Origin of the sequence: Kitasatospora sp. NA04385, from assembly GCF_013364235.1 — a bacterium.
Taxonomy (GTDB): domain Bacteria; phylum Actinomycetota; class Actinomycetes; order Streptomycetales; family Streptomycetaceae; genus Kitasatospora.
Map to the genome: position 1 here is coordinate 3,619,863 of NZ_CP054919.1, position 13,147 is coordinate 3,633,009.

Genomic DNA, 13,147 nt, shown 5'->3' on the forward strand with positions numbered 1-13,147 from the left:
CGTTCCGGCGGCCCTCCGTCACGCCGGGGGCGGCTGGAGGTGGAAGGCCCGGCGCAGGGCGGAGAGCAGCGCGCGCAGGGCCGGGGGCGGGGCGGGGCGGTTGACCAGGGCGAGCAGGGCCGGGGTGGTGAGGTCGGCGACCGGGACGGGGACGAGGGCCGGGAACGCGGCGGCCATCGAGCGGCTGAGCACGGCCACGCCGAGGCCGCGGACGGCCAGGTCGGCGATCGCGGCGGCGGCGCCGGCCTCCAGGGCGATGTGCGGGGTGAGGCCGCGGGCGGCGCAGTCGCGGTCCAGGACGGCGCGCAGGCCGGTGCCGCGCGGCATGCAGACCAGCGGGTGGGCGAGCAGGTCGGCGAGGGCGGGGGCGGGGAGGTCCAGCAGCGGGTGGCCGGGCGGGACGGCGGCGACCACGGGTTCGCCGACCACCACGTGGGTGTCCAGGCCGTCCGGGGCGGGGGCGGGGCGGCCGATCAGGGCGAGGTCGAGGGCGCCGGTGCGGACGGCCTCGGTGAGGTGCTCGGAGTCGTCCTCCAGCAGGGCGAGTTCGACGCCGGGGTGGGCCCGGTGGAAGGCGGCCAGGCCGTCGAACAGCGGGGTGAGGGTGCAGCCGGCGACCATGCCCAGGCGCAGGCTGCCGCGCACCAGGCCACTCACCTCGCCGACCGCCTGCCCGACCGCGCGGGCGGCGGCCAGCGCCTGCCGGGCGTGCTCCAGGGCGGCCTTGCCCGCGACGGTGAGCGTCACCGCGCGGGCCGAGCGGTCGAACAGCTCGGCGCCCAACTCGCGCTCCAGCTGCCGGATCTGGGCGCTCACCCCGGACTGGCTGATGTGCACCCGCTCGGCGGCGCGGGTGAAGTTGCGCTCCTCGGCGACCGCGACGAAGTACTCCAGCTGCCTCAGCTCCATGACTCCTGATTCTAGTTCGGAACGCAACCAGCTGTTGGACTTCTGAACGGGGCGGGCGGAGGCTGGAGGCACAGAACGACGAGGAGGAGGCCGCGGTGAGCGAGTACGAGAAGGCGATGCGCCCGGAGGACCTGACCCGGCTGTTCGTGGAGCGCTCCAACGCGGGCGACGCCGACGGGGTCGCGGCGCTGTACGAGGAGAACGCGGTGCTGGCCTACCCGCCCGGGCAGGTGACGGTCGGCCGGGCGGCGATCCGGGAGCTGTGGGCGGAGGTGCTGACCCACCGGCCGCGGTTCACCCCCGAGCCGCCGCTGCCGACGCTGGCCGCGGACGGCATCGCGCTGACCGCGACCCCGCCGAAGGACGGCGCCGGGGCCCGCGCCCAGGTGGTGCGGCAGCAGCCGGACGGCAGCTGGCTGCGGCTGCTGGACCAGCCGGAGTTCCAGCGCCCGGACGGGGCGGCCTGACCGGCCGGGGGTCAGTCGGCCAGGAAGCGGGCCAGTTCGGCGGTGAAGGCGTCCGGGTTGTCCAGCATGACGTTGTGCCCGCAGTCCGGGACGGGCACCACCGCCACCCCGGCGGCCAGCAGTTCCGGCCCGCCGGGGTACGGGGCGTCGGAGCTCGGGTGGAGCAGGAGCCGGGGCACGGTCAGCGCGGCGAGCCGGGCGCGGACGGTCGGGTCGGTGCCGCGGACCAGGTGGACGGCGCTGCGGTGGAGCGCCTCGGGGCCGGCCAGGCGCAAGGTGGACCACCAGTGCGGGCCGACCAGGTCGCGGATCTCCCGCCAGCCGCCGGCCAGGTACTCGTCCTCGGAGTAGGAGGCGATGCCGCCCCCGCCGGCCCGGCCGCGCTCGGGGGTGCCCGGGTCCAGACTCGGGTCGACCAGCACCAGCCGGGCCACCAGGTGCGGGTGGCGGTCGGCGAGCAGGACGGCGATCGCGCCGCCCATGCTGTGGCCGATCACGTCGGCGCCCCGGACACCGGCCGCGGCGAGCAGCGCGGCGACCGCATCGGTGTGCTGCTCCAGGGTGTAGTCGAAGTCGGTGGGGCGGTCGCTGGTGCCGAAGCCCAGCAGGTCGACCAGCAGCGAGCGGGCGCCGACCAGTTCGGGGCGGGCGACGGTGGCCGCGTAGTACGGGGCGGCCGCGGCGCCGAGCCCGTGCAGGTAGACGCGGGGGCGGCCCCGGTCGCCGGGGATCTCGGTCCAGCGCATCAGGGCGCCGCTGGGGGTCACTTCGGCGGTGCGCACGGTTCGTCCTCCCGGGATGACGGTTATTACCTCGCCAGGACTATACATCGGCATCTATGCATAACGCAGGTGCGGGATGATGGTCCGGTGCTGGAACTGGCGATCCTCGGCTTCCTCTTCGAACAGCAGCTGCACGGCTACGAGCTGAAGCGGCGGGTGGCCCACCTGACCGGGCACGTCCGGCCCATCGCGGACGGCACCCTCTACCCCGCGATCAAGCGCCTGGAGCGGGCCGGGTGGCTGGTCCGGCAGACCGAGCCCGGCAGCCGGGCCGCGCCCCGGCACGTGCTCACCCTCACCGCCGACGGCCGGGCCGAGCTGCTGCGCCGGCTGCGGGACGCCGACGGCACCGAGATCACCGACGAGAACCACTGGTTCACCGTGCTCGCCTTCCTGCGCCACCTCGGCGACCCGGACGAGCAGTCCGCCGTGCTGGGGCGGCGGCTGGAGTTCCTGCGGCAGCCCAGCAGCTTCTTCTACGACGACGGGCGCCCGCTGGCCGCCGAGGAGCTGGACGACCCGTTCCGGCAGGGCCTGCTGGCGGTGGCCCGCGCCACCAGCCGGGCCGAACTGGACTGGCTGGAACGGACGTTGGCCGACCTGGCGGGACCCGCGGGCTGACCGGGCCGGCGCGCCGCCGGGCCCGTGCGAAACCGTGACACTTCTCCGGGCTCCCGACCGAAACCCGAACGCCCCTTCGAGCGTGTACCTCTTCCGGAAAGACCGGATGGAGGGGGACCCGTCGTGCGACGGATTTCGATGGTGGGCGCGGTTCTGGGCGGGGCGCTGCTGCTGACCGCGTGCGGCGGCGGGGGCGGCGGGGGCGGCGGCGGTTCCGACACGCCGGCCGGGGGGACGGCGAGCGGCCCGGTGCGGGCGAAGGCGTCCGCGGCGGTGCTGTCGATCGAGCCGGGGGACGGCGCGAAGGACGTGGCCCCGGGCGCGGTCAAGGTCTCGGTGGCGACCGGCAAGCTGACCGAGGTCAGCGTCACCGACCAGGACGGCAGGCCGGTCGAGGGCGCCATCGCCGCCGACAGCCTCACCTGGGCCCCGGCCCCCGGCGGCCTCGCGGTCGGCTCGACCTACCGGGTGAGCGCCCGGGCCGCCGACGCCGACGGCGTGGCCGCCACCGCCACCAGCACCTTCACCACGCTCGTCCCGCGGCGGACGGTCAAGGTTGAGGACAACGTGGTGACCGGCGAGGACTTCGGCGTCGGCATGATCGTCTCGGTGAACTTCGGCGGCGTGAAGGTCACGAACAAGGAGGCCGTCGAACGGGCCATCACGGTCGAGGCCTCGGACGGCACCCAGGTCAGGGGCCACTGGTTCGACGGCGACACCCGGCTCGACCTGCGCCCCGCCGAGTACTGGAAGCCCGGCACCACCGTCCAGGTCCACCTGCGCACCAAGAGCGTGGAGCTGGCCCCCGGCGTGTACGGCGCGACCCAGCGCGACGAGCACTTCACCATCGCCCGCTCCCGGATCAGCGAGGTCGACGCCCGCACCCACCAGATGGTGGTCAAGGAGGACGGCAAGCCGGACCAGACCATCGCGATCGTCGCGGGCACCGACGACAACCCCTCCTGGAACGGCACCATGGTCATCTCGGCGAAGAGCCGGATGGAGAAGATGACCTCCGAGGGCCAGACCAACCTCAAGGGCCCCGGCTACGAAGCGATGGAACCGCACGCGATGCGCCTGACCAGCTCCGGCACCTACCTGCACGGCAACCCGCAGGCCCGCGGCGTGGCCGGCCGCGCCAACATCAGCCACGGCTGCATCGGCATGCCCGACACCCCCGAGGGCAGCGACGACTCCGTCGCCGGGCAGGTCTACAACGCCTCGAAGATCGGCGACGTGGTGATCATCCGGAACTCGGTCAAGAAGGAGCGGCTGGACCCCGCCAACGGCCTCAGCGGCTGGACCCTGCCCTGGTCGCAGTGGTGACCGCGGGCTGATCGCGGGCTGACCGCGGGCTGATCGCGGGCTGACCGCGGCCCGCGGCGGCGGGCCTCAGCGGGTGCGGCGGCGGTAGTCGGCCGGGGTGGTGGCCAGGGTGCGGGCGAAGGCCCGGCGCATCGCCTCGGCCGAGCCGTACCCGCAGGAGCGGGCGACCTGCTCCACGCCGTCCCGGCTGTCCTCCAGCCGGCGGCGGGCCGCCTCCAGCCGGGCCCCGGCCACGTACCGGCCGGGGGTCATGCCGACGTCCGCGGCGAAGACCCGGGCGAATTGGCGCGGCGACAGCGCGGCCCGGCGGGCCAGCGACTCCACCGACAGGTCCTCCTCCGGGTGCTCGACGATCCAGCGCTGCACCTCGCGCACCGAGTCCCGCTCGGCGAGCTGCGCCGACAGCTGGGCGGAGAACTGGGCCTGGCCGCCGGGGCGGCGCAGGAACACCACCAGGTTGCGGGCGACCGCCAGCGCGACCTCCCGGCCCAGGTCCTCCTCCACCAGGTGCAGCGCCAGGTCGATGCCCGCGGTGACGCCCGCCGAGGACAGGAACCGGCCGTCCCGGACGTAGATCGGCTCCGGGTCGACGGTCAGCTCGGGGTGGCGGGCGGCCAGCGTCGCGCAGTGCCGCCAGTGGGTGGTGACCCGGCGGCCCGCCAGCAGGCCGGCCGCAGCGAGCAGGAAGGTGCCGGTGCACACCGAGACCACCCGCCCGGCGCCGGCCGCGAGTTCGGCGATCCGGGCGGGCAGTTCGGGCGCGACCTCGCCGCGGGTGCCGACGCCGCCCGGGACGAGCAGGGTGTGCGCGGGGGCGGCCAGGTCGAGGTCGGTGTCGGGCAGCAGGGTCAGCCCACTGCTGCTGCGCACCGGCCGCCCGCCGGGCGAGGCGGTGGTGACGGGGTGCCCGGCGCCGTGGAACACCTCCAGCGGGCCGGTGACGTCGAGGCTCTGCACCCCGTCGAACAGGACGATCAGCACGCTGCGGGTCGGCATGCTCCCAGGTTGGCGGAGCTCCCCGGTGGCAGCAAGGACGCGCACCCCACCTTTCCTGCCATCAGGCGTCGAGCCGCTTGTAGTAGTAGGTGGTGTCGGCGAGCGTGCCGTCCGGGGTGGCGGCGTGGCCGGGGACGGTGCCGAACGGCGTCCAGCCGGCCGAGCGGTAGAGGTGCTCGGCGGCGCTGCCGGTCTGGGTGTCGAGCAGCAGCAGGGTGACGCCGCGGGCCCGGGCGGCGTCCTCGGCGTGCGCCAGCAGGCGGCGGCCCAGGCCCGCGCCGCGGGCGTCGCGGTGCACCAGGAGTTTGGCGACCTCGGCCCGGTGGCGGCCGTTCGGCTTCTCCTCCCGGACCAGCGAGACGGTGCCCAGCAGGCGCCCGGCCGCGTCCTCGGCCACCCACAGCAGCCGGGTGCCGGCCGCGACGGACGGGCCCAGCGCGGCCCACCAGGCGGCGGCCTCGGCCGGTCCGGTGCCGGCCAGGAAGCCGACCGAGGCGCCGTCGGCCACCGCGTCCAGCAGCAGTTCGACGAGGGCGTCCAGGTCTTCGGGAACGGACGGGCGGACGGTCGGGTTCACGGCAGCACCAGCGCGATCAGGTAGCGGACGGGGTCGGGGCCGGGGCAGTGGAACCCGGAGGTGCCGTGCAGCCGGTGGCGGAGGCAGTCGCCCGCGGCGAGGCGGTGCACGGCGCCGTCCAGCTCCAGCTCCAGCACGCCGTCCAGCACCCACAGGTGGTGCTCCAGGCCGGGGACGGGCGGCGCCGCGTAGGAGACGGCCGCGCCGGGCGGCAGGGTGCCCTCGACCAGTTCGGCCCGCAGCCCCGGGTGCGGCGGCGAGACCGAGCGGCGGGCGAAGCCGGTGGCCGGGTCGTGCCAGCGCGGCTGGTCGGCGGCGCGCAGCAGGCCGGGTGGCTCGGCCTCGACCTCGGCCAGCAGCCGGGAGGCGGTGCGGCCGTGCGCGGTGCAGAGCCGGCCGAGCTGGGCGGCGGTCGGGCTGAGTTCGGCGCGCTCCAGCCGGGAGAGCGTGGAGCGGCTGATGCCGCTGCGGCGGGCGAGTTCGTCCAGCGACCAGCCGCGGTCGGCGCGCAGTGCGGCGAGGCGGGCGGCGAGGCGGCGGCCCTCCTCGTCCGGGGGTTCGTCCTGTCCCATATCCGGGATGGTATCCCCGATCCGGGACACGGCGGCGGCGGGGGTGCCGACCCGCGGTCATCCGTGATGTCAGGAATGGTTACCGTGGTGGGGTGTACCGGTTCCTGCTCAGCCCGCGGTGGCTCGTCGGCACGGTCGTCGCGGTGGCGGCGGTCGTGGTCTGCCTGATGCTGGGCACCTGGCAGCTGGACCGCTTCGAGTCCCGGGTGTCGACCCACCGGGAGAGCGGCCGGACGTCGGCCGCGGCCGGCCCGGCCGAGGCGCCACCGCTGGCGGCGGTGCTGCCGGACGGCGCGGCGAAGGTCGGCACCGACACCGTCGGCCGGACGGTCACGGTCACCGGCGCGTACGACGGCGCGCACCAACTGCTGGTGCCGGACCGGACGGTGGACGGGCGGCAGGGCTACTACGTGCTGACCCCGCTGGTCACCGACGGCGGCCGGGCGGTGGCCGTGGTGCGCGGCTGGGCGGCGGGCGAGCCCGGCGCGGCGCCGGACGTCCCGGCCGGGCGGGTCAGCCTGACCGGCCGGCTCCAGGCCCCGGAGAACAGCGGCAGCGGCGGCGCGGTGGCGGGCGGCCTGCCCGCCGGACAGCTGGGCACGATCAGCCCGGCCACCCTGGTCAACGTGCTGCCGTACCCCGTGTACGACGGCTGGGTCGCGGCGGACGACGCCCCGGTCGGCCTGGCGGCGGTGCCCACGGTGCAGCCGCAGGGCGGGGACGGGCTGAGCCTGCGAGCGTTCCAGAACCTGGGCTACACCCTGGAGTGGTTCGTCTTCGCCGGGTTCGTGGTCTTCATGTGGTTCCGGCTGGTCCGCCGCGAGGCCGAGGCCGCGGAGGACCGGGCCCTGGGACTGGACCCGGCCCTGGACTGACCCCGGGCCTGGACTGACCCCGGGCCGGTCCGGCTCCGACCGGAACCGGACCGCTCCCGCGCCGTCAGCCGGTCTTCGGCTTCGACCCGGACGGCGACACCCGGGCGCTCGGCGAGACCCGGGCGCCCGGCGCGGCCGAGGCGCTCGGATCCGGACTGCCGCAGGCCACCGCCCCGGTGCCGGTCGGGCGGGGCGAGGGCGTGCCGGTGGCCGGGGTGGCCGCGGGCAGCGCGCTCGGGGCGGTGGCGCAGTCGTCGCCGAAGCCGCTGCCGGTGAAGCCCGGCGCGGGCGAGGGGTTGCCGCAGTCGTCGACGTAGTCGTCGCTGCGGGTGGAGCCCGAGGTGCGGTGGTGGTAGTGGTGCACCACCGTGGTGCCGCCCCCGGTGTAGTGCGACGTGCTGGAGCCCCTGGAGCCGGAACCGCCCGAGCTCCCCGAGCTCCCCGAACTCTTGGAGCCCTTGGAGCTCCGGCTGCCGCTGGAGCCGCCCTTGGAGCTGCGCCCGCCGCTCTTGGCCAGCACGACGCTGCCGTCCCCGCCGTCGGCCAGCACCACGCTGCCGTCCCCGCCGCCGGTCAGCACCAGGCCGGTGTCGGCCGCGGGGGCACCCGCCGCCTGGACGCAGTCGTGGCTCCCGCTGCCCGAGGAGCAGCCGGCCGCGGTCAGCAGGACGGCGCCGACCGCGACGACGGCCAGCACGGCGCGTCCACCCATCAGTTCTCCCCCTCGTGGCCCGGTCCTGCGCAGCTCAGCGGACGGTGCCGGGCGCCAGGTGGCGCCGGACGAAGTCGATCTCCAGCCGGAGCTGCTTGATCCGCTCGTCGACGACCAGCGAACCGTGCCCGGCATCGTAGCGGTACACCTCGTGGACCTTGCCGAGCTCCTCCAGCCGGCGGACGTAGTTGTCGACCTGCCGGATCGGGCAGCGCGGGTCGTTGACGCCCGCGCTGATGTAGACCGGCGCCTTGACCCGCTCGACGTGGGTCAGCGGGGAGGAGGCCCGCCAGCGCTCGGGGACCTCCTCGGGCGTGCCGCCGAACAGGGTGCGGTCCAGCGACTTCAGCGCCTCCATCTCGTCCTCGTACGCGGCCAGATAGTCGCCGACCGGGACGGCGGCCAGGCCGAGCGTCCAGTGGTCGGGCTGGGTGCCGAGGCCGAGCAGGGTGAGGTAGCCGCCCCAGGAGCCGCCGGACAGCACCAGCCGGTCCGGGTCGGCCAGGCCGGAGGAGACCGCCCAGTCGCGGACCGCGCCGATGTCCTCCAGCTCGATCAGGCCGACCCGTTCGGTGAGCGCGTCGGTCCAGGCCCGGCCGTAGCCGGTGGAGCCGCGGTAGTTGACCCGGACGACGGCGAAGCCGTGGTCGAGCCAGGCGGCGGGCCCGGCCGCGAAGGAGTCGCTGTCGTGGTGGGTCGGGCCGCCGTGCACCTCGAACACCGTGGGGTGCGGGCCCTCCCCGGACGGGCGCTGCACCAGGGCGTGCACCCGGCCGCCGGGGCCCTCCACCCAGACGTCCTCGACCGGCACCGAGCCGGGCGGCACCGGGCCGGGGGCGCGCAGCACCACCGCGCCGGAGGTGGAGCGCACCGCGGACGGCTCGGCGGCCGAGGACCACAGGAACTCCACCGTGCCGTCGGGGCGGGCGGTGGCCCCGGCGACGGTGCCGCGCGGGGTGTCCAGCCTGGTCAGCTCGCCGGCCGCCAGGTCGTAGGAGAACAGCTCCGATCGGGCCTCGTACTCGTGCTCGATCAGCAGCGAGCGGGCGTCCGGGCGCCACTGCGCGGACAGGTCGCCGGGGAACGGGCGGCCCTGCTCGTCGCGCAGGGCGAGTTCGGTCTCGGTGCCCGCGGCGACGTCCCACAGCATCGGCTCCCAGCGGCCGCTGCGCTGGTGGGCGACCAGCAGCCGGGTGTCGCCGTCGGCGGGCGCGAAGCCCAGGCAGGCCACGCCGCGCGGCTCGTCGCGGCCGGTGACCTCGTCGAGTTCGGCGACGGTGGCGCCGTCGGCCAGGCGCAGCACCCGGATCGCCGAGTGCATGGCGTCGCCGTGCTCGGTGTGGTCGACGGCCAGCAGGGCGCCGTCGTGCGAGAGGTCGCCGACGCCGCCGTACTCGGCGTGCCGGTAGACCACCTCGGGCCCGGCGGCGCCCGGGCGGCGCAGGTACAGGGTGGTGCCCTCGTCGTCGGTGGAGGTGCCGACCACCACGGTGCCGTCCCGGCCGAGCGCCAGGCCCGCCGAGTAGGCGGCGGGCACGCCCGGGGCGGCCTCCTCGTCCGGGCCGCCGTCGAAGGGCTGGCGGCGCCAGACGCCGAACTCGTCGCCGTCGGTGTCGTCGAACCACCAGATCCACTGCCCGTCGGGGGACAGTTCGGCGTCGGTGGTGCCGTTGGGCCGGTCGGTGACCCGGCGGTGCCGGTCGGTGGAGCGGTCCCACGCGTAGACCTCGTAGGTGCCGGTCGCGTTGGACACGTACAACGCCCGGTCGGGTGCCTCGTCCGCCCAGTCCGGCAGGGACACCCGTGCCGCCCGGAACCGCTGCTCCCACGCCGGGACGGCGTTCGTCTGCTCGTTCATGCGCTCATCCAACCCGATGCCGGGGGGTGATCGGAACGGGCGGGACGGGGGCGCGAGGGGGGCGCGCGGGCGGCGCGGCGTTGGTGCGGACACGGAGCTGATGCGGTGCGGCCGCTGACGGGCTATCAACGGTACCGTAACAAATACGGACATAATGACCGGAGGAGTTCTGCCGTGACCGTCCCCGCGCCCCCGTTCGACCGGCTCGACGCGCACGAGCTCGCCCAGGCGCTGGGCCTGGTCGAGGAGATCGAGCAGTACCTGGCCGGGCTGCCCGCGCCCGCCGCCGCCCCCTCGCCCGCGCCCGCCCCCGGGCCGCCGGGCGGGCCGCACGGCAGCGTCCGGCAGCCCTGGAACCACGGCCAGCCGCTGCCCCGCCGCTCGCTGCTGGACCTGCTGGCCCACCGCCCGGCCCGCCCGGTGGAGGTCACCGTCGCCGGGCACCTGCGGCTGACCTCCCGCTACCTCGCCGAGGCCGGCTGGACGCAGGGCGCGCTGTGGGACGCCCGCGGCCGGGTCTGCCTGCTGGGCGCGCAGACCGCCGTGCTGGCGCACGGCTACGGCACCGCGTACACCGTGCGCCGGGCCCGCGCCCAGGTGATGGAGGTGCTGCACGCCACCGGCCGCGCCGTGCCCTCCCCCGACGTGTGGAACGACCGACCGGGCCGCCGCCAGGCCGAGGTGCACGCGCTGCTGGAGCGGGCCGGGGCCCGGGCCCGCCTCCTGGGGATCTGACCGCCCGCCCCCGCAGCGCTCTCAGACCGGTACGGGGGCCGGGGCGTCGGCGCTCGCGGCGGTGCTCGCGGCGGTGCTCGCCGCGGTGAGCGCGGCCAGCCGCTCGGCGGTCACCGAGCCCGGCTCGACGGTGTACACCACCAGCAGCAGCCCCGGTTCGCCGGGCGGGGCCAGCGTCTCGTAGCCGAAGTCCAGCTCCCCCGCGCGCGGGTGCAGCAGCAACTTGCGCCCGAAGGTCTTCTCCCGGACGCCGTGCCGGGCCCACAGCTCGGCGAACAGCGGGCTGCCGGCCGTCAGGTCGGCCACCAGCGCGGCCAGTTCGGGGTCGTCGGGGTGCCGGGCCGCGTCCAGCCGCAGGTAGGCGACGGTCTCGGCGGCGACCCGCTCGAACTCCGGGTACAGCCGGCCGCCGCTCTCGGTGAGGAAGGCGTGCCGGGCCATGTTCCGCGCGCCGGGCGCCAGTTCGGAGAACCCGATCACCGCGTCGGCCGGGGCGTTCCAGGCCAGCACGTCCATGCAGCGGCCGAGCACGAACACCGGCGACGCCATCGAGTCCAGCACCAGCCGCAGCCCGGGCCTGATCCGGCGCGGCGTGCGCCGGTAGGTGTCGCGCGGCGGGCGGGCCAGGTCGTGCAGGTGGCCGCGCTCGGTGCCGTCCAGCCGCAGCACCCGGGCCACCGCGTCCAGCACCTCCGCGGAGACGCCGTCGCCCCGGCCCTGTTCGAGCCGCACGTAGTAGTCGACGCTCACCCCCGCCAGCTGCGCGACCTCCTCCCGCCGCAGGCCGGGCACCCGGCGGCGGCGCCCCAGCTCGGGCAGGCCCACGTCGGACGGCTGGATGCGGGCGCGGCGCTGCCGCAGGAACTCCCCCAGTTCGCTCATGCCCCCGACGATACGGCCCCCGCCGCGAAGGTGGTTCTCCCGGACCCAGGAAAACCGCGGCACTGGGTAGGACCGCCGCCGCCGAACAGACTCGTACCCGTCAGCAGGAAGCGGGCCGCGGGAAGCGGAGACCGCAGCGAACTGAGGAGAGCGATTCCCATGGGCTACCCCACCCTGAACACCCGTACCGCCGTCGTCACCGGTGCCGCCAGCGGCATGGGCGAGGCCATCGCCCGGCAGCTGGTCGCGGACGGCGCCCGGGTCGCGCTGCTGGCCCGCCGGGCCGACCGGCTCGCCGAGCTGGCCGCCGAACTCGGCCCGAACGCGCTCGCGGTGCCCGCCGACGTCACCGACCAGGACTCCGTCGACGCGGCCGGCAAGCTCGTCCACGAGACCTTCGGCCGGGTCGACCTGCTGGTCAACGCGGCCGGCGTGATGCTGCCCAACCCGATCGACGACGGCCGGATCGACGAGTGGTCCCGCATGATCGACACCAACGTGACCGGCGTGCTGCGGATGATCCGCGCCTTCGGCCCCGACCTGGTCGAGGCCGCCGCGGCCGGCGCCACCGCCGACCTGGTCGACATCTCCTCGATCGGCGCGGACGTGGTCTTCCCCAACTACGCGGTCTACGGCGCCACCAAGGCCGCGCTGACCCAGCTCTCGGCCGCGCTGCGCAGCGAGTACGGCCCGCGCGACGTCCGGGTCACCAACATCGAGCCCGGCCTGACCGACACCGAGCTGGGCACCCACATCGACAACCCGGCGCTCGGCCCGGACGGCCAGCTCGGCGCGATGTTCGACGCGATCGGCCCGCTGGCCGCCGCCGACGTCGCCGACCTGGTCGCCTACGCGGCCAGCCGCCCCCGGCACGTGAACCTGCGCCAGCTGGTGGTGCTGCCGACCCGGCAGGCCTGACGGGTCGACACCCGGCGGCTCCGGCCGGGGCGGGGTGCCGGCCGGACCGGGCGTCAGGACGGGGTGCTCGGCGGGGCCTGGACGGGCTGGTCGGGCTCCGGGCCGGTCCAGTAGACGGTGCCGCCGCAGCCCGCCGACAGCGCGGTGTCGACCGGCGTCCCGGGGGCCCGCTGGTCGGCGGGCACGTAGCCGAGGGCGAAGACCGCGGCCGACGGGCTGCTCACGACCGCCCCGGTGCTCGGGTCCGCGGTCGGGGTCGGATCGGCCGCCAAGGACGCCGGCGTCGCCTCCGCGGCGGAGCCGGCCGCGGGGCCTGCGCGGCGGCGCTGGCCCCCGCACTGGGCTGCGGCCCGTCCGTGCCGCCGGGCGACTCGGAGGCGGCCGGGCAGCGGTCGGGCACCCAGGCGAACCGCACCAGGTAGGAGCCGCCCGGGTCGAGCGGCACCTCGGCGGGCAGCCCCGCCGGGTCGGGCAGCGAACCGGCCGGGTCGCCGACGGTGTGCGCGAGCAGGCGGACGCCGCCGGCACCGGCCCCCAGGACGAGCCTGCCGGGGGCCGCCACCCGGCAGGCCCGCGCGGTGGTGTTGGTCATCCGGAACCAGCCGTANACCTTGCCGGTGGCCGGGTCGGCGGCGGCCTGCTCGGCGGCGGCCCGGCCGAGGTCGGTGCGGGCGCACACCGGGACGAGGGCGGGCGGGGCACCCGGGCTGCCGCTCGCGGACGGGCTCGCGGACGCCTCCGGGCTGGGCCCGGCGGTGCCGGCGGTCGGCACCGCGGCGGAGGCGTGCGGGTGCCCGACGCGGCTGTCCGGGGTCTTCACCGGGCTGCTGCCCCGGCTGGGCGCGGCCTGCCCGCCGGTCGGGTCGCCGGACAGGTCGAACGGCCCGGTGACGTGCACCACCGGCAGCGCGGCGATC

The 13,147-nt window shown here is 76.4% G+C and carries 15 protein-coding genes; 6 read left to right on the forward strand and 9 right to left on the reverse strand.

The annotated features are described in order from the left end of the window. Window positions 1–18: 18 nt before the first annotated feature. The gene (locus HUT16_RS15970) at window positions 19–909 is read right to left on the reverse strand and encodes a LysR family transcriptional regulator (RefSeq protein ID WP_176188838.1); all 891 of its coding nucleotides are present in this window, start codon (window positions 907–909) and stop codon (window positions 19–21) included. 95 nt (window positions 910–1,004) lie between these two features. Here HUT16_RS15970 and HUT16_RS15975 point away from each other — a divergent pair, with 95 nt between their 5' ends. After that, on the forward strand, window positions 1,005–1,376 hold the full coding sequence (locus tag HUT16_RS15975) for a nuclear transport factor 2 family protein (RefSeq protein WP_176188839.1): 372 nt from the start codon (window positions 1,005–1,007) through the stop codon (window positions 1,374–1,376). Window positions 1,377–1,387: 11 nt separating this feature from the next. Here HUT16_RS15975 and HUT16_RS15980 read toward each other — a convergent pair whose 3' ends face one another. Further along, window positions 1,388–2,158: an alpha/beta fold hydrolase gene (locus HUT16_RS15980; RefSeq protein ID WP_176188840.1), complete on the reverse strand. Its 771-nt coding sequence runs from the start codon at window positions 2,156–2,158 to the stop codon at window positions 1,388–1,390. 87 nt (window positions 2,159–2,245) lie between these two features. On the opposite strand from HUT16_RS15980, the gene HUT16_RS15985 reads away from it, so the two are divergent. Together HUT16_RS15985 and HUT16_RS15990 are read left to right on the forward strand one after the other, a co-directional pair. Next, window positions 2,246–2,779, forward strand: coding sequence for a PadR family transcriptional regulator (locus tag HUT16_RS15985; protein ID WP_176188841.1), 534 nt, complete (start codon window positions 2,246–2,248; stop codon window positions 2,777–2,779). A 138-nt stretch (window positions 2,780–2,917) separates the two neighbouring features. Beyond that, window positions 2,918–4,105 (forward strand): Ig-like domain-containing protein, encoded by a 1,188-nt coding sequence (locus HUT16_RS15990; RefSeq protein WP_176188842.1) that lies wholly within the window; start codon window positions 2,918–2,920, stop codon window positions 4,103–4,105. Between the two features lie 66 nt (window positions 4,106–4,171). Here HUT16_RS15990 and HUT16_RS15995 read toward each other — a convergent pair whose 3' ends face one another. The 3 genes from HUT16_RS15995 to HUT16_RS16005 form a co-directional block, all read right to left on the reverse strand. Further along, window positions 4,172–5,101 carry a GlxA family transcriptional regulator gene (locus tag HUT16_RS15995; protein WP_176188843.1) on the reverse strand — a complete coding sequence of 310 codons (930 nt, stop codon included), beginning with the start codon at window positions 5,099–5,101 and terminating at the stop codon, window positions 4,172–4,174. Window positions 5,102–5,162: 61 nt separating this feature from the next. Beyond that, window positions 5,163–5,678, reverse strand: coding sequence for a GNAT family N-acetyltransferase (locus HUT16_RS16000; RefSeq protein WP_176188844.1), 516 nt, complete (start codon window positions 5,676–5,678; stop codon window positions 5,163–5,165). After that, the gene (locus HUT16_RS16005) at window positions 5,675–6,250 is read right to left on the reverse strand and encodes a helix-turn-helix domain-containing protein (protein ID WP_176188845.1); all 576 of its coding nucleotides are present in this window, start codon (window positions 6,248–6,250) and stop codon (window positions 5,675–5,677) included. The genes HUT16_RS16000 and HUT16_RS16005 overlap by 4 nt, the downstream gene beginning before the upstream one ends. A gap of 92 nt (window positions 6,251–6,342) precedes the next feature. Between HUT16_RS16005 and HUT16_RS16010 the strand changes: the two genes are divergently transcribed. Further along, window positions 6,343–7,125, forward strand: coding sequence for an SURF1 family protein (locus tag HUT16_RS16010; RefSeq protein ID WP_176188846.1), 783 nt, complete (start codon window positions 6,343–6,345; stop codon window positions 7,123–7,125). 64 nt (window positions 7,126–7,189) lie between these two features. Here HUT16_RS16010 and HUT16_RS16015 read toward each other — a convergent pair whose 3' ends face one another. Both HUT16_RS16015 and HUT16_RS16020 read right to left on the reverse strand, forming a co-directional pair. After that, a complete protein-coding gene (locus HUT16_RS16015; RefSeq protein WP_176188847.1) occupies window positions 7,190–7,837 on the reverse strand; it encodes a hypothetical protein in 648 nt (215 codons plus the stop codon). Between the two features lie 34 nt (window positions 7,838–7,871). Continuing rightward, window positions 7,872–9,695, reverse strand: a complete 1,824-nt coding sequence (locus HUT16_RS16020; protein WP_176188848.1) for a prolyl oligopeptidase family serine peptidase — start codon at window positions 9,693–9,695, stop codon at window positions 7,872–7,874. 174 nt (window positions 9,696–9,869) lie between these two features. Between HUT16_RS16020 and HUT16_RS16025 the strand changes: the two genes are divergently transcribed. Next, window positions 9,870–10,430: a hypothetical protein gene (locus HUT16_RS16025; RefSeq protein ID WP_176188849.1), complete on the forward strand. Its 561-nt coding sequence runs from the start codon at window positions 9,870–9,872 to the stop codon at window positions 10,428–10,430. A 21-nt stretch (window positions 10,431–10,451) separates the two neighbouring features. On the opposite strand, the gene HUT16_RS16030 is transcribed toward HUT16_RS16025, so the two are convergent. Beyond that, window positions 10,452–11,312 (reverse strand): helix-turn-helix transcriptional regulator, encoded by an 861-nt coding sequence (locus HUT16_RS16030; protein ID WP_176188850.1) that lies wholly within the window; start codon window positions 11,310–11,312, stop codon window positions 10,452–10,454. Between the two features lie 159 nt (window positions 11,313–11,471). On the opposite strand from HUT16_RS16030, the gene HUT16_RS16035 reads away from it, so the two are divergent. Beyond that, window positions 11,472–12,230, forward strand: a complete 759-nt coding sequence (locus HUT16_RS16035; RefSeq protein WP_176188851.1) for an SDR family oxidoreductase — start codon at window positions 11,472–11,474, stop codon at window positions 12,228–12,230. A 53-nt stretch (window positions 12,231–12,283) separates the two neighbouring features. On the opposite strand, the gene HUT16_RS16040 is transcribed toward HUT16_RS16035, so the two are convergent. Next, on the reverse strand, window positions 12,284–12,454 hold the full coding sequence (locus HUT16_RS16040; RefSeq protein ID WP_176188852.1) for a hypothetical protein: 171 nt from the start codon (window positions 12,452–12,454) through the stop codon (window positions 12,284–12,286). Between the last annotated feature and the right edge of the window lie 693 nt (window positions 12,455–13,147).